The following is a 25,819-nucleotide window of genomic DNA, read 5'->3' on the forward strand; positions in this document are numbered from 1 at the left end:
CTTAAGGAGTCGCGATGGCGAACGACAAGGTCCCGGCAGCAGTCGGGGCGACATATGAGGACGGACCGGTACGCGCTTTCGCGCTGGCGGCCGTGCTGTGGGGTGTGGTGGGCATGGCGGTCGGCGTGTTCATCGCCGCGCAGCTGGCCTGGCCGGAGTTGAACTTCGGCATTCCGTGGCTCAGCTACGGGCGGCTGCGGCCGCTGCACACCAACGCGGTGATCTTCGCGTTCGGCGGCTGCACGCTGTTCGCCACGTCTTATCACGTGGTGCAGCGCACCGGCCAGGCCCGGCTGTTCCTGCCCAAGCTGGCGTGGTTCACGTTCTGGGGCTGGCAGCTGGTCATTCTGCTGGCGGCCATCACGCTGCCGCTGGGCCTCACCAGCGGCAAGGAGTATGCCGAGCTGGAGTGGCCCATCGACCTGCTGATCGCCGTCGTCTGGGTGGCCTACGCGGTCGTCTTCTTCGGCACGGTGGGCACCCGCAAGATCCGTCACATCTACGTGGCCAACTGGTTCTTCGGCGCCTTCATCCTGGCCGTGGCGCTGCTGCACATCGTCAACAGCGCCGCCATTCCGGTGAGCCTGACCAAGAGTTACTCGGCCTACGCTGGCGTGCAGGACGCAATGGTGCAGTGGTGGTACGGCCATAACGCGGTCGGCTTCTTCCTGACCGCCGGCTTCCTGGGGATGATGTACTACTACATCCCCAAGCAGGCCGAGCGCCCGGTCTACAGCTACCGGCTGTCCATCGTCCACTTCTGGGCGCTGATCTTCACCTACATGTGGGCGGGCCCGCACCACCTGCACTACACCGCGCTGCCCGACTGGGCACAGAGCGTGGGCATGATCTTCAGCCTGGTGCTGCTGGCACCCAGTTGGGGCGGCATGATCAACGGCGTCATGACGCTGTCGGGTGCCTGGCACAAGCTGCGTGACGACCCCATCCTGAAGTTCCTCATCGTGGCGCTGTCGTTCTACGGCATGTCCACCTTCGAGGGCCCGATGATGTCCATCAAGACGGTCAACGCGCTGTCTCACTACACCGACTGGACGGTGGGCCACGTGCACAGCGGTGCGCTGGGCTGGGTTGGCCTGATCTCCATGGGCTGCCTGTACCACCTGATCCCGCGCATGTACGGCCGCACGCAGATGTACTCCAAGAGCGCCATCGAGCTGCACTTCTGGATTGCGACGCTGGGCATCGTGCTCTACATCGCCGCGATGTGGATTGCCGGCGTCATGCAGGGCCTGATGTGGCGCGCGGTCAACCCCGACGGCACGCTGGTCTACACCTTCGTCGAGAGCGTCAAGGCCACCTGGCCGTTCTACGTGATCCGTCTCGTCGGCGGGCTGATGTACCTCGCGGGCATGGTGCTGATGGGCTGGAACGTCATCAAGACCGTGCAGGCCGGTCGTCCGCAGCCGGTGCGCATCCCCAGCGTCGAACTGGCCCACGCCTGAAGGAATTCACATGAGCAATCACCAACAAGCTGTCACCGGCCATCAGCGCATCGAAACCAGCAACCTGCTGATGATCGTGCTGGTGCTGCTGACCGTGCTGGTCGGCGGCATCGTCGAGATCGTGCCGCTGTTCTTCCAGCGTTCCACCACGCAGCCGGCCGATGGGCTCAAGCCCTACACGGCCCTGCAGCTGGCCGGGCGTGACGTCTATCTGCGCGAGGGCTGCTACAACTGCCACTCGCAGATGATTCGCCCGCTTGCCGCTGAGACGCTGCGGTATGGCCACTACTCCACCGCGGGCGAATTCGTCTGGGACCACCCCTTCCAGTGGGGCAGCAAGCGCACCGGCCCCGACCTGCATCGCGTGGGCGGCAAGTACAGCGACGACTGGCACCGCATCCACTTGATCAACCCGCGTGACCTGGTGCCCGAGTCCAACATGCCCGCCTACCCGTGGCTGGCGACGGCCCCGGTCGATGCCGCCGGCATGCCGGCCCGCCTGTCGGCAATGAAGCTGCTGGGCGTGCCCTATACCGACGCCGAGGTGCAGGCCTCGTCCAAGGATGTGGCCGGCAAGACCGAGCTGGACGCGCTGGTGGCCTATCTGCAGGTGCTTGGCACCTCCAAGAAGTGAAGGAGCCCGATCATGGGCATCAACGAACTCCGTGTGGCCGTGACCCTGGTGTCGCTGGCCGTCTTCATCGGCATCGTGGTCTGGGCCTGGCGTGGCCGCTTCGATGCTGCATCCCGTCTGCCGTTTGAAGGGGGGGAGCAATGAGTGATTTCTTCAGCAGCGGCTGGTCGATCTTCATCGCCGCCGCGACCGTGGGCGGCCTGATCGCCTGCGTGGTGCTGCTCATCATCGCCAGCCGCCGCCAGGTGATGGCAAACGACAACACCACCGGCCATGTGTGGGACGAGGACCTTCGCGAACTGAACAACCCGCTGCCGCTGTGGTGGATGGGTCTGTTCGTGCTGACCATCGTGTTCTCCGGCATCTACCTGGCGCTCTACCCGGGCCTGGGCAGCGAAGCCGGCAAGCTCGGCTGGACCAGCCTGGGCGAGCACGCGGCCGACACGGCCCAGTCCCGCGCCACGATGGCGCCGGTCTATGCCGCCTTTGCCGACAAGACGCCCGAGCAACTGGCGAAGGACCCGCAGGCCCACGGCATCGGCGAGCGCCTGTTCGCCAACAACTGCGCGCAATGCCACGGTGCGGACGCCAAGGGCAGCAAGGGCTTCCCCAACCTGACCGACAGCGACTGGCTGTGGGGCGGCGAGGTTGAGGCCATCACGCAGACCATCGCTCAGGGCCGCAACGGCATGATGCCGCCCATGGCCGCCGCGGTGGGCACCAGTGAGGACGTGCGCAACGTCGCGCACTACGTGATGTCGCTGTCCGGCAGCGCCCACAACCCGCTGTATGCGCAGTTGGGGAAGCCCAAGTTCACGGCCTGCGCGGCCTGCCACGGCATGGGTGGCAAGGGCAACCCGGCGCTGGGCGCACCCAACCTGTCTGACAAGGTCTGGCTGCATGGCTGGGGCGAGGCGGCCATCGTCGCGATGGTCAACAACGGCAAGCACAACGTGATGCCCGCCCACGGCGAGCGTCTGACGCCAGAGCAGATCCGCGTGCTGGCGGCCTACGTCTGGAGCCTGTCGCAGTCGCAGGGCGTCGCTGCCGCCCGCTGAGCCCATGACCTCTCCCGCCGCGCCCGGCCCGGGCGATGCCACGCAGGTCATCCGACTCTACCGGTCGGAGGACAAGATCCAGCCGCGTTCGGTGGATGGCTTCTACGCGCGCTGGCGCTGGGCCATCGTCGCGCTGACGCAGCTGGTGTTCTACGGTCTGCCCTGGCTGGGCTGGGGTGACCGGCCCGCCGTGCTCTTCGACCTGGACGCGCGGCGTTTCTACGTCTTCGCGCTGGTGCTCTATCCGCAGGACTTCGTGTACCTCACGGCCCTGCTGATGATCTCGGCCTACGCGCTGTTCCTGTTCACCGCCGTGGCCGGCCGGCTGTGGTGCGGCTACGCCTGCCCGCAGACGGTCTACACCGAGATCTTCATGAAGGTGGAGCGCTGGTTCGAGGGCGACCGCAACGCGCGGCTCAAACTCGACAAGGCGCCCTGGTCCGTCAACAAGCTGTGGCGCAAGAGCGGCAAGCAGGTCGTGTGGATCGCCATCGGGCTGTGGACCGGCTTCACCTTCGTCGGCTACTTCACGCCCATCCGCACGCTGGGCGCCGAGGTGCTGGCGCTGGGCCTGGGGCCGTGGGAGACGTTCTGGGTGCTGTTCTACGGCTTTGCCACTTACGGCAATGCCGGCTACATGCGCGAGCAGGTCTGCAAGTACATGTGCCCGTATGCGCGCTTCCAGAGCGCCATGTTCGACCGCGACACGCTCATCGTCAGCTACGACCCCGTGCGCGGCGAGCCGCGTGGCAACAACGCCAAGCGCAAGAAGGGCGAGGAGCGCACGGCAGCGCTGGGCGACTGCATCGACTGCGGCCTGTGCGTGCAGGTCTGCCCCACCGGCATCGACATCCGCGACGGCCTGCAGTACGAATGCATCGGCTGCGCCGCCTGTGTGGATGTGTGCAACGGCGTGATGGACAAGATGGGCACGCCGCGCGGCCTGGTGCGCTACGACACCGAGAACGGCCTGGAGCAGCGGCTGGAAGGCGCGCAGCGCTGGCGCCGCGTGCTGCGGCCGCGCGTACTGATCTATGGCGGCGTGCTGCTGCTGATCAGCGTTGCGCTGCTGTGGAGCCTGCTGTCGCGCCACAGCTTCCGGGTCGACATCGTCCGCGACCGTGCCGCGCTGGCGCGGCTGGTGGAAGACGGCTGGGTCGAGAACGTCTACCGCCTGCAGATCATGAACGCCACCGAGGCGCCGCAGCGCTACCGCCTGGAGGCCGACGGCCTGCCCGGCCTGGTGCTGAGCCAGGCCACCACGGTGGACATCGGCCCGGCCGATGCGCGCTGGGTGGCCGTCGGGCTGCGTGTGCCGCCCGAGATCGCCCAGGGCCTGAAGTCCGGCGCGCACCCGGTGCGCTGGCGCATCGTGCGCCTCGGCGATGCGGCCGAGTCCGTGAGCGAGAAATCCACTTTCGTCGTGCCGCGTTGACGGCAGGGAGACCCTGATGTCTGCATCCAACTCCGCATCCGCCTGGCGTGAGCCCATGGTCTGGCTGGTGGCCGGCGGTCCGGCCGCGGTCGTCGTGGCCAGTTTCATCACGCTGGCGCTGGCCATCCGCCACCCCGACCCGCCGCTGCAGCTGCACGTCACCGCCCCGGCAGCGGCCGAGGGCAGCGACGCTGCCGACCCGCGCGCCAACGCCGGTGACCCCGTGCCTGCCATGATGGGCCGCAACCACGCCGCCACCGGCGCCCCCGGAGCCTCGCGGTGACGGGCGCTCCCGGGCCGTCGCGTATCGCGCGGTTCGCGATGGCCGTGGCCTGGGCGTCCTTCCTGGCGGCCGGTGTGATGGAGGCGCTGGTGTTCTCCGTCGTCGACCCGCAGGACCTGCGCTGGTTTGGCGGCGCACCGGTGGATCTGTCGCCCCAGGCCGTCTACACGCTGAGCTTCCTGATCTTCTGGGGCGTCATCGCCGTCGGCGCCAGCCTCGCGCTGCTGCTGGTCAACCTGCCGGACGATGGTCGTCGCGTGCCGCGTCACGCACCGGGTTGGCCACACTGAGCCCGGCTGGCGTGCCGCCGGGCACGACGCGCGCACCGCGGTCGTAGGTCCAGTAGGCCCAGGCCCAGTCCAGCAGCACGACGAAGCGGTTGCGGAAGCCAATCAGGAAGTACACGTGGGCGAACAGCCAGAACAGCCACGCGAAGTAGCCTGAGAAGCGCAGCGCGCCGGCCGGCGTGCCCAGATCCACCACGGCGCTGTGGCGGCCGATGGTGGCGAGGTTGCCGTAGTCCGCGTAGCGGAAGGCCTGCGTGGCCGCGCCGCGCAGCTGCCGGCGGATGTTGGCTGCCGCACAGCGCCCCATCTGCTTGGCGCCGGGCGACACCCCCGGCACCGGCCGCGGCTCGCGCCCCGGCGCGTGGCTGTGCGCGGCGGCCAGGTCGCCAATGACCTGGATGCGCGGGTGGCCTGGCACGCTCAGGTCGGGTTCGACGACGACGCGCCCGGCTCGGTCCAGCGCGCAGCCGGTGGCGCCGGCCAGCACCCGGCCTAGCGGAGACGCCGCCACACCGGCCGCCCACAGCACGCAGCGGCTGGGCAGGCGCAGTGGCCCGTCGGCGGTGCCCAGGTCCAGCCCCTGCTCATCGATGCCGGTCACGCGCGTGGACAGCCGCACCTCCACGCCCAGCGCCGCCAACTGCTCGCGGGCGCGCTCGCTGAGGGTCTCGGGCATGCTGGCCAGCACGCGCGGGCCGCCTTCCACGAGCAGGATGCGGGCCTGGCGCGGGTCGATGCGGCGGAACTCGCCGGGCAGCGTGTGGCGGGCGATCTCGGCCAGCGTGCCGGCCAGCTCCACGCCCGTGGGCCCGGCGCCGACGACGACGAACTGCAGCCAGGCCGCGCGCCGCGCCGGGTCGTCCTCGCGCTCGGCCGCCTCGAAGGCCATCAGCACGCGGCGGCGGATCTCGAACGCATCGTCCAACGTCTTCAGCCCCGGCGCATGCGGCGCCCAGTCATCACGTCCGAAGTAGCTGTGCGTGGCGCCGGCGGCGACGATGAGGTGATCCCAGCGCAGTCGGGCGCCGTCCCTCAGCGTGACCGTCTGCGCGGCAGCGTCCACCGCGACGACCTCGCCCAGCAGCGTGGTGACCTCGGGCTGGCGGCGGAACAGCTGGCGGATGGGCGCCGCGATCGACGGCGCTGACAGCCCGGCCGTCGCTACCTGGTAGAGCAAGGGCTGGAAAAGGTGGTGGTTGGTCTTGTCGACGACGGTGATGTCGACATCGGCGCCGCGCAGGGCGCGGGCCGCCTCCAGGCCGCCGAAGCCGCAGCCGACGATGAGCACGTGAGAACGCATGCCGCCATCCTAGGCGGCCGGCCGCAAGGCACGTCGCCGGCGTGCGATGGCCCAGCGTGGCGCTGGGACGCTGCGCTCAGCAGGGGCTGTTGTTCACCAGCGCCTGCAGGCCGGCCAGGTCGAGGATGCGCAGCTGGCGCTGCTTGACCTCCATCAGCCCCTCGTCCTGGAAGCGCGAGAAGGTGCGGCTCACCGTCTCCAGTTTCAGGCCCAGGTAGCTGCCGATCTCCTCGCGTGTCATGCGCAGCACCAGGCTGGAGCTGGAAAAGCCGCGGGCATGCAGGCGCTGCGTCAGGTTCAGCAAGAAGGCGGCCAGTCGTTCCTCGGCGCGCATATTGCCCAGCAGCAGCATCACGCCGTGGTCGCGCACGATCTCGCGGCTCATGATCTTGTGGAACTGGTGCTGCAGCACGCTGAACTCGCGCGAAAGCCCTTCCAGCTGCGTGTAGGGGATCACGCAGACGGACGAGTCCTCCAGCGCCACTGCATCGCAGCTGTGGCGGTCGCTGCTGATGCCGTCCAGGCCTAGCAGCTCGCCGGCCATCTGGAAGCCGGTCACCTGGTCGCGCCCGTCCTCGCTGCCCACGCAGGTTTTGAAGAAACCGGTGCGCACTGCGTACAGCGCCTCGAAGCGCTCGCCGTTGTGGAACAGGTGCTCGCCGCGCGGTACCGTGCGGCGCTGGGCTACCAAGCCGTCGAGCTTTTGCAGCTCGCCCGAATTCAGGCCCACCGGCAGACACAGCTCGCGCAGGTTGCAGCTGGCGCAGGCGACCTTCAAGGGTTCGAGGGATGCGTTGGCGGCGGGTGCCGACGGCGCGGCGTTGAGATTCACGCTCATCGGGCGGGGGAGGGTCGTCAACATGGCTGGCATTCTTTGCTACGCCACCGGCGTGGGCCTTGACCTGCGTCAAGGCCCGGGCACGCCGGCATCGGCACAGTGGCGGCATGGCTGCTGTGACTGAACGCCCCCCCCAACTCGAGCTTGCCGACCTGCTGCGCCGCCACGACGTCTCAGGCCCGCGCTACACGTCCTACCCGACCGCCGACCGCTTTGTCGAGGCCTACCAGGGTGCCCAGCATCTGCAGGCGCTGCGCCAGCGCGGCACGGCCCAGCCGCTGTCGGTGTACGTGCACATCCCGTTCTGCGAGCAGCTCTGCTACTACTGCGCCTGCAACAAGATCATCACCAAGCACCACGAGCGTGCCGCGCCTTACCTGGACACGCTGACGCGCGAGATGGATCTCGTCGCCGGCGCGCTGGGCGGCCCCGCGCCGGTGTCGCAGCTGCACCTTGGCGGCGGCTCGCCGACCTTCCTGTCTGACGCCGAGCTCACCGAGCTGATGGCGCGGCTGCGCCAGCGCTTCAAGCTGCTGCCCGGCGCGGAGCTGTCCATCGAGGTGGATCCGCGCACCGTCGACCTGACCCGGCTGACCCACCTGCGCGGGCTGGGCTTCAACCGGCTGTCCTTCGGCGTGCAGGACTTCGACACCGCCGTGCAGAAGGCCGTGCACCGCGTGCAGCCGCTGGAACAGGTGGCCGCGCTGATGCAGCATGCCCGCGAGCTGGGCTTCTCGTCCACCAACGTGGACCTGATCTACGGCCTGCCGCTGCAGACGCCGGCCAGCTTCGCCCGCACCATCGCGCAGGTGGCCGAGCTGCGGCCTGACCGCATCGCGATGTACGCCTACGCCCACCTGCCGCAGCGCTTCAAGCCGCAGCGCCGCATCGTGGCCGAGCTGCTGCCGCCGGCCGGCGACAAGCTGGCCATGCTGTCCGGCGCCATCAGCGCGCTGCTGGGCGAGGGCTACGACTACATCGGCATGGATCACTTCGCGCTGCCCGACGATCCGCTGGCCGTCGCCAAGCGCCAGGGCCTGCTGCACCGCGGCTTCCAGGGCTACTCCACGCAGCCGGACTGCGACCTCGTGGGCCTGGGCGTGTCGTCCATCAGCCGCGTGGGTGCGACCTATGCGCAGAACGCCAAGACGCTGGAGGAGTACGAGGACGCGCTGAACCAGCAGCAGCTGCCCGTGCAGCGCGGCTTGGCGCTGAACCGCGACGACCTGCTGCGCCGCGCCGTCATCATGGCGCTGATGTGCCAGGGGCGCGTGGAGTTCGAGTCCATCGCGGCGTCCTACCTCGTTGACGTGCCGAGCTACTTCGCGTCCGAGCTGGCGCGGCTCGCGCCGATGGCCGCACAGGGCCTGGTGTCGCTGGAGCCTGGTGCCATCCAGGTCACGCCGCTGGGCTGGTACTTCGTGCGCGCCGTGGCGGCCGTGTTCGACCGCCACCTGCAGGCCGACGCGAGCCGCGAGCGCTTCTCAAAGATCATCTGATTCACCCCCGTGGACCTCGCCCTCATCCTGTCCGTCGCGCTGCTCGGGCTGGCGGGCATGCCGCATTGCGCCGCCATGTGCAGCGCGCCGTGCGCGCTGGCGGGCGGACGCCGCCCGTTCAAGCTGCTGGCCGGGCGCGTGCTGGGCTATGCGGCCGGCGGCGCGGCGGCGGCGGCCTCGGCCCAGTTGCTGGCCCAGGCCACGCAAGGCATCACGCTGCTGCAGCCTGCCTGGGCGCTGCTGCAGGCGGCGCTGCTGCTGTTCGGGCTGCTGCTGCTGGTGCGTGGCCGCATGCCAGCCTGGCTGGGCAGCATCCGTTGGCGGCCGCAGCCGCGCCATGCCCTCGTGACCGGCGTGGCCTGGGTGCTGATGCCCTGCGGCCTGCTGCAGGGCGCGCTGCTGATGGCCAGCCTCACCGGCTCGGCGCTGAGTGGCGGTGTTGCGATGGCCGGCTTCGCGCTGGCCAGCACGCCGGGCCTGCTGCTGGGGCCGCTGTGGCGGGCCCGGCTGCTCAAGCGTGGCGCTGACGGCGATGTGCTGGCGCTGCGCCTGGCCGGGCTGACGCTGGCCATCGGCGCCGGCTGGGGCTTGGCGCATGGCGTGTGGCAGCGCGTGGCGCTGGCCTGCTGACGCCAGCCATAAACTCGCGCGGTTTCGTTTTTCCGATGCGCCTTGCCGCGCCCGTCCACGCCATGTCCACACACATCCAGGTGCCCGCCGGCGGGCAGAAGATCACCGCCAACGCCGACCGCACGCTGAACGTCCCCGACCAGCCCATCATTCCCTTCATCGAGGGCGACGGCGTCGGCGCGGACGTCACGCCGGTGATGCTCAAGGTGGTGGATGCCGCCGTCGCCAAGGCCTATGGCGGCGCACGCCAGATCCACTGGATGGAGGTGTACGCTGGCGAGAAGAGCACGCGGCTGTACGGCGCCGACACCTGGCTGCCGGCCGAGACGGTGCAAGCCCTCAAGGACTGCCTGGTGGCCATCAAGGGCCCGCTGACCACGCCGGTGGGCGGCGGCATCCGCTCGCTCAACGTCACGCTGCGGCAGGAACTGGATCTCTACGTCTGCCTGCGCCCGGTGCGCTACTTCAAGGGCGTGCCCAGTCCGGTGAAGGAGCCGCACAAGGTCAACATGGCCATCTTCCGGGAGAACTCGGAGGACATCTACGCCGGCATCGAGTACGAGGCCGGCAGCGACGCCGCCAAGAAGCTGATTGCCTTTCTGCGCGACGAGCTGGGCGCCAAGAAGCTACGCTTCCCCGAGACCTCGGCGCTGGGCCTCAAGCCGGTGTCGCGCGAGGGCACGGAGCGCCTGGTGCGCAAGGCCATTCAGTACGCCATCGACCACGACAAGCCCTCGGTCACGCTGGTGCACAAGGGCAACATCATGAAGTTCACGGAAGGTGCCTTCCGCGACTGGGGCTATGCGCTGGCGCAGCGGGAGTTCGGCGCCCAGCCCATCGACGGTGGCCCGTGGTGCCGGCTCACCAACCCGCGCACGGGCAAGATCATCACGGTCAAGGACGTCATCGCCGATGCGTTCCTGCAGCAGATCATCCTGCGCCCGGCCGAGTACAGCGTCATCGCCACGCTCAACCTCAACGGCGACTACATCTCCGACGCGCTGGCCGCGCAGGTGGGCGGCATCGGCATCGCGCCGGGTGCCAACATGAGCGACTCCATTGCGGTGTTCGAGGCCACGCATGGCACGGCGCCCAAGTACGCCGGCAAGGACTACGTCAACCCTGGCTCCTCCATCCTGTCGGCAGAAATGATGCTGCGCCACATGGGCTGGACCGAGGCGGCCGACCTCATCATCCGCGCCATGGAGCTGGCCATCCAGAGCAAGAAGGTCACGTACGACTTCGCGCGGCTGATGGACGGCGCGACGCAGGTGTCGTGCTCGGGCTTCGGCCAGGTCATGATCGACCAGATGGTCTGACGGCGAGCAGGCCGGCACAGGAGGAACCGCCATGGATCTGGACAGCCAGGGCCTTGCCACCCGCCGCGCGGTGCTGGGCGACGCCTACGTGGACGCGGCGCTGGCCGCCGCCACGCCGTTCACCGAACCGCTACAGGAGCTGGTGACGCGCCATGCCTGGGGCAACACGTGGCAGCGCCCGGGCCTGGATCTGCGCACGCGCAGCATCGCCACCGTGGCCATGCTGGTGGCGCTGGGCCGCATGCACGAGCTCAAGACTCATGTGCGCGGGGCGCTTAACAACGGCGTCACGCTGCAGGAGCTGCAGGAGATCTTCCTGCACGCCAGCGTCTACTGCGGTTTCCCTGCGGCCGTGGACGCCTTCCGGGCCGCTGCTGAGGTGGTGGACAGCAAGGCCTGACCCCGGCGGCGCCGGCCGGGAGGCCGCGCGCCGCGATCTCGCCCGACCTTGCACCAGGTCAAAGACAGCCGCAGGGCGCGGCCTGAGCATCCCCGATTTCTCATCGGATCCAGGCTGCCATGACCAGTTCCTCTCTGTTCGACCGCGTCGGCGTCGCCGGCCTTCGCCCGCTGCGACTGGCCGGTCGCTCGTTGCTGCCCATCGTGCAGGGCGGCATGGGCGTGGGCATCTCTGCCCACCGCCTGGCCGGTAACGTCGCGGCGCAGGGCGCCTGGGGCACCATCGCCTCGGTGGACCTGCGGCGCCACCACCCCGACCTGATGGCGCGCAGCGAGGGCCTGTCCGACGGCGAGGCCAAGAAGGCTGCCATCCAGCAGGCCAACCAGGAGGCGCTGGCCCGCGAGATCCAGGCCGCGCGGCAGATCGCGGGCGGGCAGGGCCTGCTGGCGGTCAATGTGATGCGCGCCGTCAGCGACTACGCCGCCTCGGTGCGCACGGCGCTGGCCGAGGGCGTGGACGCGCTGGTGGTGGGCGCCGGCCTGCCGCTGGACCTGCCCGAGCTGGCGCAGGACCACCCGCAGACCGCGCTGGTGCCCATCTTGTCCGACGCGCGCGGCGTCGCGCTGTTGTGGAAGAAGTGGGAGCGCAAGGGCCGCCTGCCCAGCGCCATCGTCATCGAGCACCCGGCCCACGCGGCCGGCCACCTCGGCGCGGCCCGCGTGGCCGACGTCAACGACGAGCGCTTCTCGTTTGAGACGGTGCTGCCGGCCGTGCGCCAGCTCATCCGTGACGCCGGCGTCGAGGGCCAGGTGCCGCTGGTCGCGGCCGGCGGCGTTCGCCGCTGCGAGGACATCCAGCGCCTGCAGTCGCTGGGTGCCGATGCCGCCCAGCTGGGCACGGCCTTCGCGGCCACCACCGAATGTGACGCCCATCCCGACTTCAAGCAGGTGCTGGCAGGCGCGCGTGACGACGAGTTGATCGAGTTCACCAGCGTAGCCGGGCTGCCGGCCCGCGCGGTGCGCACGCCCTGGCTGGAACGCTACCTGAAGGCCGAGCCGCGCCTGCAGGCCGTCGCCCAGCTCAAGCAGCACTGCACCATGGCCTTCGACTGCTTGGCACAGTGCGGGCTGCGTGACGGGCTCAAGGGCTGGGGCCAGTTCTGCATCGACCAGCGCCTGGCCGCCGCGTTGCGCGGCGACATGGCCAAGGGCCTGTTCTTCCGCGGCCGCGGCGCGTTGCCGTTCGGCGGCCAGATCGCCAGCGTGCGCCAGCTGCTGGAGCGGCTGCTGACGCCGGGCGTGCCACTGGGCACGCCGGCATGAGCGCCGTGCGCGCCCCGCAGGCCTGGCAGTTGCAGCGCCTGCTCAGCGCGCCGCACCGCCTGGGTTTCGCCTGCGGCGCGGCGCTGATGGCCGTGCTGTCGCTGTGGTGGCTGGCGGGCCTGGCCGCATCCCGCGCCGGTCTCGCGCTGCCTTGGGCCGTCGCGCCGACGCTGGCGCACGGGCTGCTGTTCACGCTGGGCTTCATGCCGGCGTTCATTGTGGGCTTCCTGTTCACGGCGGGGCCGCGCTGGCTGGGCGTGCCCGGTGTCGAGGCCGGGCCGCTGCTGACGCCGCTGCTGCAGCTGGGCGGTGGCTGGCTGCTGGTGATGACGGGCAGCCACGCATCGGCCTGGCTGGCGGCAGTGGGTGCCGCATTGGCTGCGGCCGCATGGCTGCGCCTGACGCTGCGCTTTGCCGCGCTGGTGCGGGCCAGCCGCGCCGAGGACCGCCTGCATGCCAAGGCCGTGCTGCTGGCCTGCGTCGTTGGTGTGCTGGCCATGGCGCTGGCCAGCGCCGCGCTGCTGTGGGGCGATGCGGCGCTGCTGCATGCGGCCATCCAGCTGGGGCTGTGGGGCTTCGTGGCGCCGGTGTATGCCGTCGTCTCGCATCGCATGGTGCCGTTCTTCAGCGCGGCGGCCCTGCCGCAGCTGGACGCGTGGCGGCCCCATGCGCTGCTGCTGCCGCTGGTGGGCGGGCTGTGGCTGGGCGGGTGCGCTGAGCTGGGGCTGTTGCCGGCCGTGCTGCTGGCGCCGTTGCTGGCGCTGGCGGCGCTCGCGCTGCTGACCGTGGCGCTGCGCTGGGGGCTGCTGCGCAGCCTGCGCGGCGAGTCGCTGCGGCTGCTGGCCATGCTGCACGGCGGCTTCCTGTGGCTGGGCGTGGCGCTGCTGTTGCAGGCAGTCTCACAGGCGTTGCAGGCGCTTGGCCGGCCGGGCCTGGGATTGGCCCCGCTGCATGCGCTGACGCTGGGCTACCTGGGCTGCACGCTGATCGCAATGATCACCCGAGTGGCCGCCGGCCACAGCGGCCGGCCGCTGACTGTGGACCGCGGTACCTGGGCTATCTACGGCCTGCTGCAACTGGGTGTGTTGGCCCGCCTCGGGGCCGCGCTGGGGCTGGACAGCCTGCTGCCTGCGGCCGTGGCCTGGGCGGTGGTCACCGGCTTCTGGGCCTGGCGCTACGGCGGCTGGTTGGGGCGGCCGCGCGTGGACGGCCGGCCGGGTTGAGGCGCGGCGCCGGGCATCAGGCCGGCGCCTGAAAGAACAGCGCCTGCTCGCGCGGCTCCAGCACCTGCACGCGCAGGCATTGCGCGCCGGCCAGGCCCGGGGGCGGCGTGAGGCCGGCGGTCACCAGCGTCAGAGCCCAGGGCCAGCCGTGGTGGGATGGCGTGGGGCAGTCGCGCACGAGATCCGCGCCGTGGGTGTCGAGCGCCCCGGGGGGCTGCCGCCACAGCGCGATCCACCCGGGCCGGGGTTGCCGGGCGGGGGGCGGTGTCAGCACCAGCCCGCCCAGCTCGCCGCGCTGCTGCCAGCGCAGCAGCCGGCTCAGCACGCAGCGCTCGCTGCGGCCCAGTTGTCGGGCGCAGTCGGCGAAGGGGTGGGCGCACAGCGGCAGGCCGGCTTCCAGCCTGGCCGCCAGCGCCGGGTCAGCGCGCGGGCCGTCGGCCGCGTCGCTGGCAGCACAGACGGGCTGCGCCTGTGGCACGCGCAGGCGCGCGGCGGGGGGCGTGGGCAGCCCAGCCATTTGTGCGGTCAGCGCCACTTCGTCCAGTGTTTCCAGCTCAGCCCAGAGCCAGGCCGGGCCGGCGTCGTCGGCACAGCGCTCCAGCCGCAGGCAGCCTGGCAGGGCGGTGAGGGCCGCCACCAGGGCCGCGTCGCCCTGTTCGAAGAACAGGCGCCAGCGCTCGGTGCCCAGCGCCGGGCCCCAGTGGGCGTGGATGGGCTGGAGGGCTCCGCGGGCCACGAGCTCCGCGCAGGCGCGCAGCAGCTCCTGCTGCGTGCTGCCGCTGTGCGCCGCCATGTGCCGGAACGGCGATGGTGCGAGCGGCAGGCCCTGGCGCCAGCCCTGGGTGAGGGTGGGGCGCAGGCCGGCGCAGCAGCTGGAAGCTTGAACCCTGAGCATGGTGCTGATGCTGCGACGACGGCGCGCGGCAGACCTTGATCTGCTTCAAGCTTGCTTGCCGTGGCATTGACCTTGCGCAAGCGCCTCCGGCCACGCCCTGAGGCATGCTGCCGGCCCATGGATACGCCTTGCTCGCACCAGCCCCTACCTGCGGCGCTTGCCGCGCCCCGACCGCCGCACGCGCGATGCCGGGGGCTGGCATGACGCCGTTGCACACAGCGCCGGCGGTGGGCTTCGAGGCGCCCTACGAGATGCTCCATGCCTGCCACGAACGCGTGCTGCGCACGCTGGAGCTGCTGCTGCGACTGCAGGCCCACCTCGCGGCGCATGGTGCCGATGACCAGGCGCGCGATGCGGCGCGCGACGTGCTGCGCTACTTCGATCTTGCCGCCCCTCACCACCACCTGGACGAGGAGCGCCATGTGCTGCCCAGGCTGCGGGCGCTGGGCCAGGCTGCGCTGGCAGACCGCGTGCTGGCCGAGCACCAGCAGATGGCGGCGTCGTACGCGCAGATCCGCCCGGGCCTGCAGGCGTTGGCCGAGGATGGGCAGGTGCCGGTGGTGGCGGCTTGGCCGGCCTTTGTCGCGCTGTACCGCGAGCACATCGTGCTGGAGGAGTCTCAGGTCTACCCGCCCGCCGCGGCCGCCGAGGGCATGCAGGCGCTGGCGGCGATGGGCGCCGAGATGGCGGCGCGAAGGCGCACGGCTTGATCCAGTTCAAGGTGCGGCGGCGGCATCGCCCCTAGGCTGGCGCCATCATGCTGACCACCACCGTCTACGACTTGCGCCCGCTGCAGCCTGCGCAGCGCCATGCCCTGGCTTTCCAGGCCTTCGATGCCCTCGGCGCGGGCGAGTCCTTCGAGCTGCTCAACGACCACGAACCGCGCGGCCTGCTGCTGCAGTTCATCGAGCAGCGACCGGATCGCTTCGACTGGCAGGCCACGCAGGCCGCTGACGGCGCCTGGCACATTCGCATCGCCCGCCTGGCGGCCGATGCGCGCGTGCGGGCGCCCGCGGCGGCGGAGCCGGGCTGCTGCGGCTGCAGCTGTGGCGGTCGTGGCTGAGGCTCCCGCCGCGCCGCAGGACGAGGCGCTGCTCGCCCAGGCCTGGGCGGCGCTGCGCGGGATCGTCGACCCTGAGCTGGGCGTGAACGTCGTGGACCTGGGGCTGATCGAGGCCATCGAGGTGCGGGAGCCCGGCCTGTGCGTGCGCATGACGCTCACCAGTGCTGCCTGCCCAATGGCCGAGCTGCTGCTGGACGATATCGAGCAGGCCTTGCAGGCGCTGCTGACGCCGCCGCTCGCGCCGGCGCTGACGCTGGTGTTCACGCCCGCCTGGACACCGGCGCGCATGAGCCCGGCCGCGCGCGCACAGCTGGGGTGGGCACCGGGCGCATGAGGCCATCGCCGTGAGGCCCCCGCCCGCGCCGGTCTGGCTGCGCCTGCTGCTGTTGCTGCCGGGCCTGGCCGCACTGGCCGGCGGGCTGGCCGGCGGCCTGGTGCGCATCGGCTGGCCCTGGCTGCTGCCCGTGCCCGCCGCTGTCGCCTGGCACGGGCCGCTGATGCTGAGCGGCCTGTTCGTCGTCGTCATCGGGCTGGAGCGGGCGGTGGCGGTCGGCCACCCCTGGGCGTTCGCCGCGCCGCTGGTGGCCGGCGCCGGCACGGGCCTGCTGCTGGCCGGCCTGCCGGTGGCGGGCTTTGCCGGCTACGCGCTGGGCAGCGCGGTGCTGCTGCTGGCCACGCTGGCGGCGGCGCGCCGCCAGCCCGAGGCCTTCCTGGGCGTGCTGGTGCTGGGTGCGGCGGCCGGCCTGTTGGGCAATGTGCAGTTGGCGCTGGGTGCGCCGGTGCCGCATGCGTTGTTGCCGCTGCTGGGCTTTCTGGTGCTGACCGTGGCCGGCGAGCGCCTGGAGTTGTCGCGTTATGTGCCGCGCCCCCGTGTGGCTGCGCCGCTGTTTGTGCTGGTGCTGGCGCTGCTGCTGGCGGCCCTGGTGCTGCCGCCGCCATGGGGCGCGCGGCTGTTTGGCGCCGGGCTGCTGGCCTTGGCGGGCTGGCTGCTGGCCTGGGATCTGGCGCGGCGCAGCGTGCGCCAGCCGGGGCTGACGCGTTTCGTCGCCGTGGCGCTGCTGGCGGGCTATGGGCAGCTGCTGGTGGCTGGCGCGCTGCTGCTGGGCTTCGGCCTGCGGCCTGGGCATGCCAGCCACGATGCGGCGCTGCATGCGCTGGGGCTGGGCTTCGTGTTCTCGATGGTGCTGGGACATGCACCGCTGATCGCACCGGCCCTGCTGCGCATCCGCCCGGTCTTCAGCCCGCTGCTGTATGCGCCGTTGGCGCTGCTGCATACCAGCCTGTTGCTGCGTGATGCGGCGCTGCTGCTCGGGGCGGCCGACTGGCGGCGCGCCGCGGGGCTGGGATCGGCGCTGGCGCTGGCCGGCTTTCTGGGGCTGATGCTGGCGCTGGGCCTGCGCGTGCGGCGTCCTTGATCTGGTTCAAAGACGCCGCTGCATCGGCTGCTCACACTGCCTACCACTAGATGTAGCGCCATTCAGGGGCTGCAAACACTACAGGTAGGTCATGACGGACATTCCCCAGCAGGTGTTGAAGCGCGACGGCCGCGTGCAGGCCTTCGAGGCCTCGAAGATTGTGCAGGCCCTGGCCGCCGCCGGGCGGGCCAGTGGCGAGTTCGGTGCCGACGAGGCGCAGCGGCTGACGCAGGCCGCCGTGCTGCCGCGCCTGCGGGCGCTGCCGCTGCCGGGCATCGAGCAGATCCAGGACGCGGTGGAGGCCAGCCTGTTTGACGCTGGCTGGCGGCGCACGCTGCGCGCCTACACCGTCTACCGCGAACAGCATCGCCGGCTGCGCGATGCGCGCCAGACGCTGGTGGATGTGCAGGCCACGATGGACGAATACCTGCAGCAGCGTGATTGGCGCATCAACGCCAATGCCAACCAGGGCTGGAGCCTGGGCGGGCTCATCCTGAACGTGTCGGGCAAGGTGGTGGCCAATTACTGGCTGGATCACGTCTACCCGCCGGCCGTCGGCCAGGCACACCGCGAGGCCGACCTGCACATCCACGACCTCGACATGCTGAGTGGCTATTGCGCCGGCTGGAGCCTGCGCACGCTGCTGCACGAGGGCCTGAACGGTGTGCCGGGCAAGGTCGAGGCCGGGCCGCCCAAGCACTTGTCCAGCGCCGTGGGGCAGATCGTCAACTTCCTGGGCACGTTGCAAAACGAGTGGGCCGGCGCGCAGGCCTTCTCCAGCTTCGACACCTATCTGGCGCCGTATGTGCGCAAGGACCGGCTGAGCTACGAGCAGGTGCGTCAGTCCATCCAGGAACTGATCTACAACCTCAACGTGCCCTCACGCTGGGGCACGCAGACGCCGTTCACCAACCTGACCTTCGACTGGCGCTGCCCGGCCGACCTGCGCGAGCAGGTGCCGGTGATCGCGGGCGAGGAACAGCCCTTCACCTATGGCGAGCTGCAGGCCGAGATGGACCTGATCAACCGCGCCTACATCGAGGTGATGACGGCCGGCGACGCCCGTGGCCGGGTGTTCACCTTCCCCATCCCGACCTACAACATCACGCCGGACTTCGACTGGGCCAACCCCAACACCGAGGCTCTGTTCGAGATGACGGCGAAGTACGGCCTGCCGTACTTCCAGAACTTCCTGAACTCTGACCTCGAGCCGCAGATGGTGCGTTCGATGTGCTGCCGCCTGCAGTTGGACCTGCGCGAGCTGCTCAAGCGGGGCAACGGGCTGTTCGGCTCGGCGGAGCAGACCGGCTCGGTGGGGGTGGTCACGGTGAACTGCGCACGCCTGGGCTACCTGCACGCCGGCGACGAGCCCGCGCTGCTGGCGCGGCTGGACGAGCTGCTGGTGCTGGGCCGTGACAGCCTGGAGATCAAGCGCAAGCTGATCCAGCGCCTGATCGACCAGGGCCTGTTCCCCTACACACGGCGCTATCTGCGCACGCTGCGCAACCACTTCTCCACGCTGGGCGTGAATGGCATCAACGAGATGGTCCGCAACTTCACGTGCGGCGAATACGACATCACCGCGCCCGCCGGCCATGCGCTCGCGGTGCGACTGCTGGACCACGTGCGCGCCCGCATGGTGGAGTTCCAGGAGCACACCGGCCACCTCTACAACCTGGAGGCCACGCCGGCCGAGGGCACGACCTACCGCTTCGCCAAGGAAGACCGGCGCCGCTGGCCGGACATCCTGCAGGCCGGTACCGAGGCCAACCCGTACTACACCAACAGCTCGCAGCTGCCGGTCGGCTTCACCGACGACCCCTTCGAGGCGCTGGAGCGCCAGGAGGAATTGCAGCGCAAGTACACCGGCGGCACCGTGCTGCACCTCTACATGAGCGAGCGCATCAGCAGCAGCCAGGCCTGCCGAGAGCTGGTGCGGCGCGCGCTCACGCACCATCGCCTGCCCTACATCACCGTCACCCCGACGTTCTCGATCTGCCCGACGCACGGCTACCTGGCCGGGTCGCACGAGTTTTGCCCGCATTGCGACGAGGAACGCCTCGCCCGCAAGCACCATGCCCTGCCTACCGCCTAAAGGAGCACCCCATGATCGCTGTCATCGAACGCCCCCAAGAACCCCTCACGCTGCGCGACGAGGAACGCCAGCGCTGCGAGGTCTGGACCCGGGTGATGGGCTACCACCGGCCCGTCGCGTCGTTCAACATCGGCAAGCAGGGCGAGGTCGCCGAGCGCCTGCCGTTCGAGGAGTCGGCCCGCCCGGCGGTCGGCCCGGCCAGCCTACCCGCCGATCTCCCGGCGCGCCGGTCATGCCAGCCGGCTTGAGCCGCCTAGCCCCGGGCGTGCCGGCGGCGCAGCTGGCGGTGGCGGGCCTGCAGCCCTTCAGCACGGTGGACTTCCCTGGCCAGCTGGCGGCCGTCGTGTTCCTGCAGGGGTGCCCCTGGCGCTGCGCCTACTGCCACAACCCGGAACTGCAGGCCCGCGGGCCTGGCGACGGGCCACGCTGGCCGGCGCTGCGGGCGTGGCTGCAAGGCCGGGCCGGGCGGCTGGACGGCGTGGTCTTCAGCGGCGGCGAGCCCAGTACCGACCCGGCACTGCCCGCCGCCCTCGCCGAGCTGCGCGCGATGGGCTATCGCCTGGGCCTGCACAGCGCCGGGCTGGCCCCCGGGCGGCTGGCGCGGCTGCTGCCGCTGCTGGACTGGGTTGGCCTGGATGTGAAGGCTGCGCCCGCTGACGCGGCGCTGCACGAGCGCCTGACGGGCGCCCCGGGCGGGGCGCGCCGGGTGCGCGAATCTTTGGCGCTGCTGCAGGCCAGCGGCGTGGCGTACGAGCTGCGCAGCACCGTGCACCCGCAATGGTTCCGCGATGCTGACGTGCTGCGCCTCGTCGAAGCGCTGCGCGATGCGTCCCACCACGTGCTGCAGGTCGCTCGTCTGCCCGGCCCCGATGGCCGGCCGCAGCTGCCGCCGGGCTATCCCTCGGCGGCCCTGCTGGCGGCCGCCCGGGCCCTGCGCCCGGGGCTGCAGGTCCGCGCCTGACAAGGCGGCGGCCGGCCAGCGCCGCCATGCAAATGGCCTCCGCAGGGGAGGCCATGTTTCAGTGAGCCGCGGGCCGGCAAGGCCGCCCCGCGGGTCATGTGCCGGGTCAGGCCGACAGCTTGTCCAGCGCGGCGTTGAACGTGGCGCTGGGGCGCATCACGACGTCGAGCTTGGCGGCGTCCGGCAGGAAGTAGCCGCCGATGTCCACCGGCTTGCCCTGCACGGCCTTCAGCTCTTCGGCGATCTTGGCCTCGTTGGCCGTCAGCGCCTCGGCCACCGGCTTGAAGCGCGCGGCCAGGTCGGCGTCCTCGGTCTGCGCGGCCAGCTCCTGCGCCCAGTACAGCGTCAGGTAGAAGTGGCTGCCGCGGTTGTCCAGCTCGCCGGTCTTGGGGCTGGGGCCCTTGCCGTTGTCCAGCAGCTTGCCGGTGGCTGCATCCAGCGTCTTGGCCAGCACCTTGGCCTTGGCGTTCTTGTTCTTCAGGCCCAGGTCTTCCAGGCTGACGGCCAGGGCCAGGAACTCGCCCAGCGAGTCCCAGCGCAGGTGGTTCTCTTCCACCAGCTGCTGCACGTGCTTCGGCGCGGAGCCGCCGGCGCCCGTCTCGTACATGCCGCCACCGGCCATCAGCGGCACGATGGACAGCATCTTGGCCGAGGTGCCCAGCTCCATGATGGGGAACAGGTCAGTCAGGTAGTCGCGCAGGATGTTGCCGGTGGCGCTGATGGTGTCCAGGCCGCGGATGACGCGCTCCAGCGTGTAACGCATCGCGCGAACCTGGCTCATGATCTGGATGTCCAGGCCGGTGGTGTCGTGCTCGTGCAGGTACATCTTGACCTTGCGGATCAGCTGCGCCTCGTGCGGGCGGTAGCTGTCCAGCCAGAAGACCACCGGCATGCCGGAGTTGCGCGCGCGGTTGACGGCCAGCTTGACCCAGTCGCGGATGGCGGCGTCCTTGCACTGGCACATGCGCCAGATGTCACCCTGCTCGACGTTCTCGCTGAGCAGTACCTCGCCCGTTTCGAGGTCGGTGATGTTGGCAACGCCGTCTTCGGTGATCTCGAAGGTCTTGTCGTGCGAGCCGTATTCCTCGGCTTGCTGGGCCATCAGGCCGACGTTGGGCACCGTGCCCATGGTCTTGGGGTCGAAGGCGCCGTGCCACTTGCAGAAGTTGATGATCTCCTGGTAGATGCGGGCGAAGGTCGATTCGGGCATCACGGCCTTCACGTCCTTCAGGCGGCCGTCGGCGCCGTACATCTTGCCGCCGCTGCGGATCATGGCCGGCATGGAGGCGTCCACGATGATGTCGTTGGGCGAGTGGAAGTTGGTGATGCCCTTGGCCGAGTCCACCATCGCCAGCTCGGGGCGGTGCTCGTGGCAGGCGTGCAGGTCGCGCTTGATCTCTTCTTGCTTGCTGGCCGGCAGCGTGGCGATCTTGGTGTACAGGTCGACCATGCCGTTGTTGACGTTCACGCCCAGCTCGTCGAAGAGCTTGCCGTGCTTTTCGAAGGCTTCTTTGTAGAAGATCTTCACGCAGTGGCCGAACACGATGGGGTGGCTCACCTTCATCATGGTGGCCTTCACGTGCAGCGAGAACATGACGCCGGTCTTGCGGGCGTCCTCGATCTCGCGCTCGTAGAAGGCCAGCAGGGCCTTCTTGCTCATGAACATGGAGTCGATGACCTCACGGTCCAGCAGGTCGACCTTGGGCTTCAGGACGATGGTCTTGCCGCTCTTGGTGAGCAGTTCCATCTTCACGCTGCGGGCGCGATCCAGCGTCAGAGACTTTTCACCGTGATAGAAGTCGCCGTCGTGCATGTGCGAGACGTGCGAGCGCGACGCCTGGCTCCACTCGTCCATGCGGTGCGGGTTCTTGCGGGCGTATTCCTTGACGGCCTTGGGCGCGCGGCGGTCGGAGTTGCCTTCGCGAAGCACCGGGTTCACGGCCGATCCGATGCACTTGTTGTAGCGCGCGCGGATGTCCTTCTCTTCGGCCGTTTCGGGCTTCTCGGGGAAGTTGGGGATCGCGTAGCCCTTGTCCTGCAGTTCCTTGATGGCGGCCTTGAGCTGGGCCACCGAGGCGCTGATGTTGGGCAACTTGATGATGTTGGCCTCGGGCTTGAGCGTCAGCTTGCCCAGGGCGGCTAGGTTGTCGGGAGCGCGCTGCGCCTCGGTCAGCAGCTCCGGGAACTGGCCCAGGATGCGGCCGGCCACCGAGATGTCGCTGGTGACGACGTCGATGCCCGCCTGAGCGGCAAAGCGCTGGACGACCGGCAGCAGCGAGGCGGTCGCCAGGCGGGGGGCTTCATCGGTCAGGGTGTAGACAATCTTGGGCGTTTCGGCGGTCATGAGGGTATTCCGGTGAATGTCGAATCTCGGCAGCGCGGCGGCCACGCGGCTGCGCGCAAGGCCCGAACTCTAGCAAGCTGTCTCGCGTCGGCGCGCAAGCAGCCTTCGTCGAGGCGTCGCGCGGGTGGCTGCAACGCAAAAGCCCCGCCGGCTTGCGGGCCGCGGGGCTTGTCGTTCGGGGCGCCTGGCGCCGGGCTCAGGAGGCCTGCAGCTGCTCCGCGCCGTTGCGGGCCGCTTCCATCGGCGTGATGTTCTGCGCCAGCTGGCCCTTGGGGCCCTGGACCAGATCGAACTGCACCTGGCTACCCTGCTTCAGCGTGCGAAAGCCTTCCATCTGGATGGCCGAGAAATGGGCGAACACGTCATCGCCGCCGGCCTCCGGCTCGATGAACCCAAAGCCCTTGGCGTCGTTGAACCACTTGACTTTGCCCAGCGCCATCATCTTGTCTCCGTTCTTTGAGGCACCTCCCAGGGAGGCGGACACGGATTCTGGTAGCGCGACAAATGGCGTCAATTCGGGACCTTCCCGGCCGGGTTCACCCGAGGGCGCTTGCATTCCGCGGCGATGGCGCCAACTGCCGGCCATCCTCGGGGAAATACCCCCGTCGATAGAATCGAGTCATGCCTGTGCTCCCCGTTTTTTCACCGCTGAACCAGTCGGCCCCGCCGCCGCCCGTGCCTCCGATCAGGCCGGGCAAGGACGAGGGCGACGGGGCGGTCGTCGTCGAGCGCCAGACGCAGAAGACCGAGCCACCCCGGCTCTACCAGGTGCTGCTGCTGAACGACGACTTCACCCCGATGGAGTTTGTAGTCATGGTTCTGCAGGAATTTTTCCGGCATGACCTGGATACGGCGACGCAGATCATGCTCAAAATCCACCACGAGGGTCGCGGGGTCTGCGGTGTGTTCACCAAGGATGTTGCAGCCACCAAGGTGGAGCTGGTGCTGGCCGCCTCCCGGCGCGCCGGCCACCCCCTGCAGTGCACTATGGAGGCCGCATGATTGCGCAAGAGCTTGAAGTCAGTTTGCACATGGCGTTCGTCGAGGCACGCCAGCAGCGGCACGAATTCATCACCGTCGAGCACCTGCTGCTCGCGCTGCTGGATAACCCCAGCGCCGCCGAGGTGCTGCGTGCGTGCGCTGCCAATCTCGATGACCTGCGCAAGAGCCTGACGCAGTTCATCAAGGAAAACACGCCCATGGTGGGCGGCACCGACGAGGTGGACACCCAGCCAACGCTCGGGTTCCAGCGCGTCATCCAGCGCGCCATCATGCATGTGCAGAGCACAGGCAGCGGCAAGAAGGAAGTGACCGGCGCCAACGTGCTCGTCGCCATCTTCGGCGAGAAGGACTCGCACGCCGTCTACTACCTGCACCAGCAGGGCGTGACGCGGCTGGACGTCGTCAACTTCATTGCCCACGGCATCAAGAAGACCGACCCCGAGCCGCCCAAGGCGCCGGAAGGCCAGCAACAGGGGCAAGAGGGGGAGCGTGAGGAAGGCGAGGGCGGCGCGGCCAAGGCGTCGCCGCTGGAGCAGTTCACGCAGAACCTCAACCAGCAGGCCAAGGACGGCAAGATCGACCCGCTGATCGGCCGCGAGAGCGAGGTCGAGCGCGTGGTCCAGGTGCTGTGCCGCCGCCGCAAGAACAACCCGCTGCTGGTGGGCGAGGCCGGCGTGGGCAAGACCGCCATCGCCGAGGGCCTGGCCTGGCGCATCACCGAAGGCGAAGTGCCGGAGGTGCTGGCCGACGCCATCGTCTACTCGCTGGACATGGGCGCGCTGCTGGCGGGCACCAAGTACCGTGGCGACTTCGAGCAACGCCTGAAGGCCGTGCTGAAGGCGCTCAAGGACCAGCCGCATGCCGTGCTGTTCATCGACGAGATCCACACGCTGATCGGCGCCGGCGCGGCGTCGGGCGGCACGCTGGACGCCAGCAACCTGCTGAAGCCGGCACTGTCGTCGGGCCAGATGAAGTGCATCGGCGCGACGACCTTCACGGAGTACCGCGGCATCTTCGAGAAGGACGCGGCGCTGAGCCGGCGCTTCCAGAAGGTGGACGTGGCCGAGCCCTCGGTCGAGCAGACCGTGGAGATCCTGAAGGGCCTGAAGAGCCGCTTCGAGGAACACCACTCGGTCAAGTACGCGCTGGGCGCGCTGCAGGCGGCGGCCGAACTGTCGGCCAAGTACATCAACGACCGCCATCTGCCTGACAAGGCCATCGACGTCATCGACGAGGCCGGTGCCGCGCAGCGCATCCTGCCCAAGAGCAAGCAGAAGAAGACCATCACGCGCGCCGAGGTGGAGGACATCGTCGCCAAGATCGCGCGCATCCCGCCTGCGTCGGTCAACAGCGACGACCGCAGCAAGCTCAAGACGCTGGATCGCGATTTGAAGAGCGTCGTGTTTGGCCAAGACCCTGCCGTCGACGCGCTGGCTGCCGCCATCAAAATGGCGCGCTCGGGCCTGGGACGGCCCGACAAGCCGGTCGGCTCCTTCCTGTTCAGCGGCCCCACGGGCGTCGGCAAGACCGAAGTGGCCAAGCAGCTCGCCTACATCCTGGGCATCGAGCTGATCCGCTTCGACATGTCCGAGTACATGGAGCGTCACGCCGTCAGCCGCCTGATCGGCGCGCCTCCGGGCTATGTCGGCTTCGACCAGGGTGGCCTGCTGACCGAGGCCGTCACGAAGAAGCCGCACGCGGTGCTGCTGCTCGACGAGATCGAGAAGGCCCACCCCGACGTCTTCAACGTGCTGCTGCAGGTGATGGACCACGGCACGCTGACCGACAACAACGGGCGCAAGGCCGACTTCCGCAACGTCATCATCATCATGACGACGAACGCGGGCGCCGAGATCATGAACAAGGCCACCATCGGCTTCACCAACTCGCGCCAGCAGGGCGACGAGATGGCCGACATCAAGCGCCTGTTCACGCCCGAGTTCCGCAACCGGTTGGACGCCATCGTGTCCTTCCGCCCGCTGGACGAGGAAATCATCCTGCGCGTGGTCGACAAGTTCCTGCTGCAGCTGGAAAGCCAGCTGCAGGAGAAGAAGGTCGAGGTCAGCTTCTCGGACGCGCTGCGCAAGCAGCTCGCCAAGAAGGGCTTCGACCCGCTGATGGGCGCGCGGCCGATGCAGCGCCTCATCCAGGACACCATCCGCCGGGCGCTGGCCGACGAGCTGCTGTTTGGCAAGCTGGTGGATGGCGGCCGCCTCAGCGTGGACGTGAACGAGCAGGGCGACACGGTGCTGGACATCCAGCCCACGCCGCCCAAGCCCAGCAAGGACGGCAAGCCCAAGGCAGAGCCGGCCACGGCCTGAGCCCGGGGGCGCAAAAGTAAAGGACGCCGCGG

General features: G+C 69.7%; 27 protein-coding genes. 22 read left to right on the forward strand and 5 right to left on the reverse strand.

Going from position 1 to position 25,819, the window contains the following annotated elements:
• Window positions 1–14 precede the first annotated feature (14 nt).
• From ccoN to ACG0Z3_RS00810, 7 genes are read left to right on the forward strand one after another with little or no spacing between them, the layout of a single operon-like run.
• The gene (gene ccoN / locus ACG0Z3_RS00780; protein ID WP_394394510.1) at window positions 15–1,463 is read left to right on the forward strand and encodes a cytochrome-c oxidase, cbb3-type subunit I; all 1,449 of its coding nucleotides are present in this window, start codon (window positions 15–17) and stop codon (window positions 1,461–1,463) included.
• Between the two features lie 10 nt (window positions 1,464–1,473).
• A complete protein-coding gene (ccoO, locus tag ACG0Z3_RS00785; RefSeq protein ID WP_394394512.1) occupies window positions 1,474–2,097 on the forward strand; it encodes a cytochrome-c oxidase, cbb3-type subunit II in 624 nt (207 codons plus the stop codon).
• Between the two features lie 12 nt (window positions 2,098–2,109).
• Complete coding sequence (locus ACG0Z3_RS00790) at window positions 2,110–2,241, forward strand: cbb3-type cytochrome oxidase subunit 3 (RefSeq protein WP_268169044.1); 132 nt, start codon at window positions 2,110–2,112, stop codon at window positions 2,239–2,241.
• Window positions 2,238–3,155 carry a cytochrome-c oxidase, cbb3-type subunit III gene (gene ccoP / locus ACG0Z3_RS00795; RefSeq protein WP_394394515.1) on the forward strand — a complete coding sequence of 306 codons (918 nt, stop codon included), beginning with the start codon at window positions 2,238–2,240 and terminating at the stop codon, window positions 3,153–3,155. The genes ACG0Z3_RS00790 and ccoP overlap by 4 nt, the downstream gene beginning before the upstream one ends.
• Window positions 3,156–3,159: 4 nt before the next feature.
• Window positions 3,160–4,590, forward strand: a complete 1,431-nt coding sequence (gene ccoG / locus ACG0Z3_RS00800; protein ID WP_394394516.1) for a cytochrome c oxidase accessory protein CcoG — start codon at window positions 3,160–3,162, stop codon at window positions 4,588–4,590.
• 16 nt (window positions 4,591–4,606) lie between these two features.
• Window positions 4,607–4,873 (forward strand): hypothetical protein, encoded by a 267-nt coding sequence (locus tag ACG0Z3_RS00805; protein ID WP_394394517.1) that lies wholly within the window; start codon window positions 4,607–4,609, stop codon window positions 4,871–4,873.
• Complete coding sequence (locus tag ACG0Z3_RS00810) at window positions 4,870–5,163, forward strand: hypothetical protein (protein WP_394394518.1); 294 nt, start codon at window positions 4,870–4,872, stop codon at window positions 5,161–5,163. Before ACG0Z3_RS00805 ends, ACG0Z3_RS00810 begins: the two co-directional genes overlap by 4 nt.
• On the opposite strand, the gene ACG0Z3_RS00815 is transcribed toward ACG0Z3_RS00810, so the two are convergent.
• Both ACG0Z3_RS00815 and fnr read right to left on the reverse strand, forming a co-directional pair.
• A complete protein-coding gene (locus ACG0Z3_RS00815) occupies window positions 5,105–6,460 on the reverse strand; it encodes an NAD(P)/FAD-dependent oxidoreductase (protein ID WP_394394519.1) in 1,356 nt (451 codons plus the stop codon). The two genes, ACG0Z3_RS00810 and ACG0Z3_RS00815, sit on opposite strands and share 59 nt — an antisense overlap.
• Before the next feature lie 76 nt (window positions 6,461–6,536).
• A complete protein-coding gene (gene fnr / locus ACG0Z3_RS00820; RefSeq protein ID WP_394395354.1) occupies window positions 6,537–7,298 on the reverse strand; it encodes a fumarate/nitrate reduction transcriptional regulator Fnr in 762 nt (253 codons plus the stop codon).
• A gap of 116 nt (window positions 7,299–7,414) precedes the next feature.
• Between fnr and hemN the strand changes: the two genes are divergently transcribed.
• The 6 genes from hemN to ACG0Z3_RS00850 all read left to right on the forward strand — a co-directional run bounded on the left by hemN (window position 7,415) and on the right by ACG0Z3_RS00850 (window position 13,691).
• Window positions 7,415–8,797: an oxygen-independent coproporphyrinogen III oxidase gene (gene hemN / locus ACG0Z3_RS00825; RefSeq protein ID WP_394394521.1), complete on the forward strand. Its 1,383-nt coding sequence runs from the start codon at window positions 7,415–7,417 to the stop codon at window positions 8,795–8,797.
• A 9-nt stretch (window positions 8,798–8,806) separates the two neighbouring features.
• Window positions 8,807–9,427 (forward strand): urease accessory protein UreH domain-containing protein, encoded by a 621-nt coding sequence (locus tag ACG0Z3_RS00830; protein ID WP_394394522.1) that lies wholly within the window; start codon window positions 8,807–8,809, stop codon window positions 9,425–9,427.
• Between the two features lie 62 nt (window positions 9,428–9,489).
• Window positions 9,490–10,746: an NADP-dependent isocitrate dehydrogenase gene (icd, locus tag ACG0Z3_RS00835; protein ID WP_394394523.1), complete on the forward strand. Its 1,257-nt coding sequence runs from the start codon at window positions 9,490–9,492 to the stop codon at window positions 10,744–10,746.
• A 31-nt stretch (window positions 10,747–10,777) separates the two neighbouring features.
• Entirely contained in the window at window positions 10,778–11,146 is a 369-nt protein-coding gene (locus ACG0Z3_RS00840) for a carboxymuconolactone decarboxylase family protein (protein ID WP_394394524.1), read from the forward strand.
• A gap of 119 nt (window positions 11,147–11,265) precedes the next feature.
• Window positions 11,266–12,468, forward strand: coding sequence for an NAD(P)H-dependent flavin oxidoreductase (locus tag ACG0Z3_RS00845; RefSeq protein WP_394394526.1), 1,203 nt, complete (start codon window positions 11,266–11,268; stop codon window positions 12,466–12,468).
• The gene (locus ACG0Z3_RS00850) at window positions 12,465–13,691 is read left to right on the forward strand and encodes an NnrS family protein (protein WP_394394527.1); all 1,227 of its coding nucleotides are present in this window, start codon (window positions 12,465–12,467) and stop codon (window positions 13,689–13,691) included. The genes ACG0Z3_RS00845 and ACG0Z3_RS00850 overlap by 4 nt, the downstream gene beginning before the upstream one ends.
• 16 nt (window positions 13,692–13,707) lie before the next feature.
• On the opposite strand, the gene ACG0Z3_RS00855 is transcribed toward ACG0Z3_RS00850, so the two are convergent.
• Window positions 13,708–14,586 carry a hypothetical protein gene (locus tag ACG0Z3_RS00855; protein WP_394394528.1) on the reverse strand — a complete coding sequence of 293 codons (879 nt, stop codon included), beginning with the start codon at window positions 14,584–14,586 and terminating at the stop codon, window positions 13,708–13,710.
• A gap of 200 nt (window positions 14,587–14,786) precedes the next feature.
• Here ACG0Z3_RS00855 and ACG0Z3_RS00860 point away from each other — a divergent pair, with 200 nt between their 5' ends.
• The 7 genes from ACG0Z3_RS00860 (at window position 14,787) to ACG0Z3_RS00890 (ending at window position 20,120) form a co-directional block, all read left to right on the forward strand.
• Entirely contained in the window at window positions 14,787–15,296 is a 510-nt protein-coding gene (locus ACG0Z3_RS00860; protein WP_394394529.1) for a hemerythrin domain-containing protein, read from the forward strand.
• Window positions 15,297–15,343: 47 nt separating this feature from the next.
• Entirely contained in the window at window positions 15,344–15,649 is a 306-nt protein-coding gene (locus tag ACG0Z3_RS00865) for a DUF2249 domain-containing protein (protein WP_394394531.1), read from the forward strand.
• Window positions 15,642–15,983 carry a metal-sulfur cluster assembly factor gene (locus tag ACG0Z3_RS00870; protein ID WP_394394532.1) on the forward strand — a complete coding sequence of 114 codons (342 nt, stop codon included), beginning with the start codon at window positions 15,642–15,644 and terminating at the stop codon, window positions 15,981–15,983. The genes ACG0Z3_RS00865 and ACG0Z3_RS00870 overlap by 8 nt, the downstream gene beginning before the upstream one ends.
• Window positions 15,984–15,993: 10 nt before the next feature.
• A complete protein-coding gene (locus ACG0Z3_RS00875) occupies window positions 15,994–17,064 on the forward strand; it encodes a hypothetical protein (protein ID WP_394394533.1) in 1,071 nt (356 codons plus the stop codon).
• A 91-nt stretch (window positions 17,065–17,155) separates the two neighbouring features.
• Window positions 17,156–19,159, forward strand: a complete 2,004-nt coding sequence (locus ACG0Z3_RS00880; RefSeq protein WP_394394534.1) for a ribonucleoside triphosphate reductase — start codon at window positions 17,156–17,158, stop codon at window positions 19,157–19,159.
• Window positions 19,160–19,170: 11 nt separating this feature from the next.
• On the forward strand, window positions 19,171–19,407 hold the full coding sequence (gene nrdD / locus ACG0Z3_RS00885; RefSeq protein WP_394394535.1) for an anaerobic ribonucleoside-triphosphate reductase: 237 nt from the start codon (window positions 19,171–19,173) through the stop codon (window positions 19,405–19,407).
• The gene (locus tag ACG0Z3_RS00890) at window positions 19,404–20,120 is read left to right on the forward strand and encodes an anaerobic ribonucleoside-triphosphate reductase activating protein (protein ID WP_394394537.1); all 717 of its coding nucleotides are present in this window, start codon (window positions 19,404–19,406) and stop codon (window positions 20,118–20,120) included. Before nrdD ends, ACG0Z3_RS00890 begins: the two co-directional genes overlap by 4 nt.
• A gap of 106 nt (window positions 20,121–20,226) precedes the next feature.
• Here ACG0Z3_RS00890 and ACG0Z3_RS00895 read toward each other — a convergent pair whose 3' ends face one another.
• Together ACG0Z3_RS00895 and ACG0Z3_RS00900 are read right to left on the reverse strand one after the other, a co-directional pair.
• Window positions 20,227–22,464, reverse strand: a complete 2,238-nt coding sequence (locus ACG0Z3_RS00895) for an NADP-dependent isocitrate dehydrogenase (RefSeq protein ID WP_394394538.1) — start codon at window positions 22,462–22,464, stop codon at window positions 20,227–20,229.
• A gap of 196 nt (window positions 22,465–22,660) precedes the next feature.
• Window positions 22,661–22,903, reverse strand: coding sequence for a cold shock domain-containing protein (locus ACG0Z3_RS00900; protein ID WP_268169059.1), 243 nt, complete (start codon window positions 22,901–22,903; stop codon window positions 22,661–22,663).
• Between the two features lie 182 nt (window positions 22,904–23,085).
• On the opposite strand from ACG0Z3_RS00900, the gene clpS reads away from it, so the two are divergent.
• On the forward strand, window positions 23,086–23,466 hold the full coding sequence (gene clpS / locus ACG0Z3_RS00905; RefSeq protein ID WP_394394539.1) for an ATP-dependent Clp protease adapter ClpS: 381 nt from the start codon (window positions 23,086–23,088) through the stop codon (window positions 23,464–23,466).
• Window positions 23,463–25,787: an ATP-dependent Clp protease ATP-binding subunit ClpA gene (clpA, locus tag ACG0Z3_RS00910; RefSeq protein ID WP_394394540.1), complete on the forward strand. Its 2,325-nt coding sequence runs from the start codon at window positions 23,463–23,465 to the stop codon at window positions 25,785–25,787. The genes clpS and clpA overlap by 4 nt, the downstream gene beginning before the upstream one ends.
• The last annotated feature ends 32 nt before the right edge of the window (window positions 25,788–25,819 follow it).

The organism is Pelomonas margarita, assembly GCF_043555875.1.
Taxonomy (GTDB): domain Bacteria; phylum Pseudomonadota; class Gammaproteobacteria; order Burkholderiales; family Burkholderiaceae_C; genus Pelomonas; species Pelomonas margarita.

Coding starts and splice junctions, on each gene's coding strand:
- ACG0Z3_RS00805 (WP_394394517.1), top strand. CDS start 4,607: ATGTCTGCATCCAACTCCGCATCCGCCTGGCGTGAGCCCATGGTCTGG.
- ACG0Z3_RS00900 (WP_268169059.1), bottom strand. CDS start 22,903: ATGGCGCTGGGCAAAGTCAAGTGGTTCAACGACGCCAAGGGCTTTGGG.
- ACG0Z3_RS00860 (WP_394394529.1), top strand. CDS start 14,787: ATGACGCCGTTGCACACAGCGCCGGCGGTGGGCTTCGAGGCGCCCTAC.
- ccoP (WP_394394515.1), top strand. CDS start 2,238: ATGAGTGATTTCTTCAGCAGCGGCTGGTCGATCTTCATCGCCGCCGCG.
- ccoG (WP_394394516.1), top strand. CDS start 3,160: ATGACCTCTCCCGCCGCGCCCGGCCCGGGCGATGCCACGCAGGTCATC.
- ACG0Z3_RS00855 (WP_394394528.1), bottom strand. CDS start 14,586: ATGCTCAGGGTTCAAGCTTCCAGCTGCTGCGCCGGCCTGCGCCCCACC.
- ACG0Z3_RS00850 (WP_394394527.1), top strand. CDS start 12,465: ATGAGCGCCGTGCGCGCCCCGCAGGCCTGGCAGTTGCAGCGCCTGCTC.
- ACG0Z3_RS00880 (WP_394394534.1), top strand. CDS start 17,156: ATGACGGACATTCCCCAGCAGGTGTTGAAGCGCGACGGCCGCGTGCAG.
- ccoN (WP_394394510.1), top strand. CDS start 15: ATGGCGAACGACAAGGTCCCGGCAGCAGTCGGGGCGACATATGAGGAC.
- clpA (WP_394394540.1), top strand. CDS start 23,463: ATGATTGCGCAAGAGCTTGAAGTCAGTTTGCACATGGCGTTCGTCGAG.
- ACG0Z3_RS00815 (WP_394394519.1), bottom strand. CDS start 6,460: ATGCGTTCTCACGTGCTCATCGTCGGCTGCGGCTTCGGCGGCCTGGAG.
- nrdD (WP_394394535.1), top strand. CDS start 19,171: ATGATCGCTGTCATCGAACGCCCCCAAGAACCCCTCACGCTGCGCGAC.
- clpS (WP_394394539.1), top strand. CDS start 23,086: ATGCCTGTGCTCCCCGTTTTTTCACCGCTGAACCAGTCGGCCCCGCCG.
- ACG0Z3_RS00895 (WP_394394538.1), bottom strand. CDS start 22,464: ATGACCGCCGAAACGCCCAAGATTGTCTACACCCTGACCGATGAAGCC.
- ACG0Z3_RS00840 (WP_394394524.1), top strand. CDS start 10,778: ATGGATCTGGACAGCCAGGGCCTTGCCACCCGCCGCGCGGTGCTGGGC.
- fnr (WP_394395354.1), bottom strand. CDS start 7,298: ATGAGCGTGAATCTCAACGCCGCGCCGTCGGCACCCGCCGCCAACGCA.
- ACG0Z3_RS00845 (WP_394394526.1), top strand. CDS start 11,266: ATGACCAGTTCCTCTCTGTTCGACCGCGTCGGCGTCGCCGGCCTTCGC.
- ACG0Z3_RS00865 (WP_394394531.1), top strand. CDS start 15,344: ATGCTGACCACCACCGTCTACGACTTGCGCCCGCTGCAGCCTGCGCAG.
- icd (WP_394394523.1), top strand. CDS start 9,490: ATGTCCACACACATCCAGGTGCCCGCCGGCGGGCAGAAGATCACCGCC.
- ccoO (WP_394394512.1), top strand. CDS start 1,474: ATGAGCAATCACCAACAAGCTGTCACCGGCCATCAGCGCATCGAAACC.
- ACG0Z3_RS00790 (WP_268169044.1), top strand. CDS start 2,110: ATGGGCATCAACGAACTCCGTGTGGCCGTGACCCTGGTGTCGCTGGCC.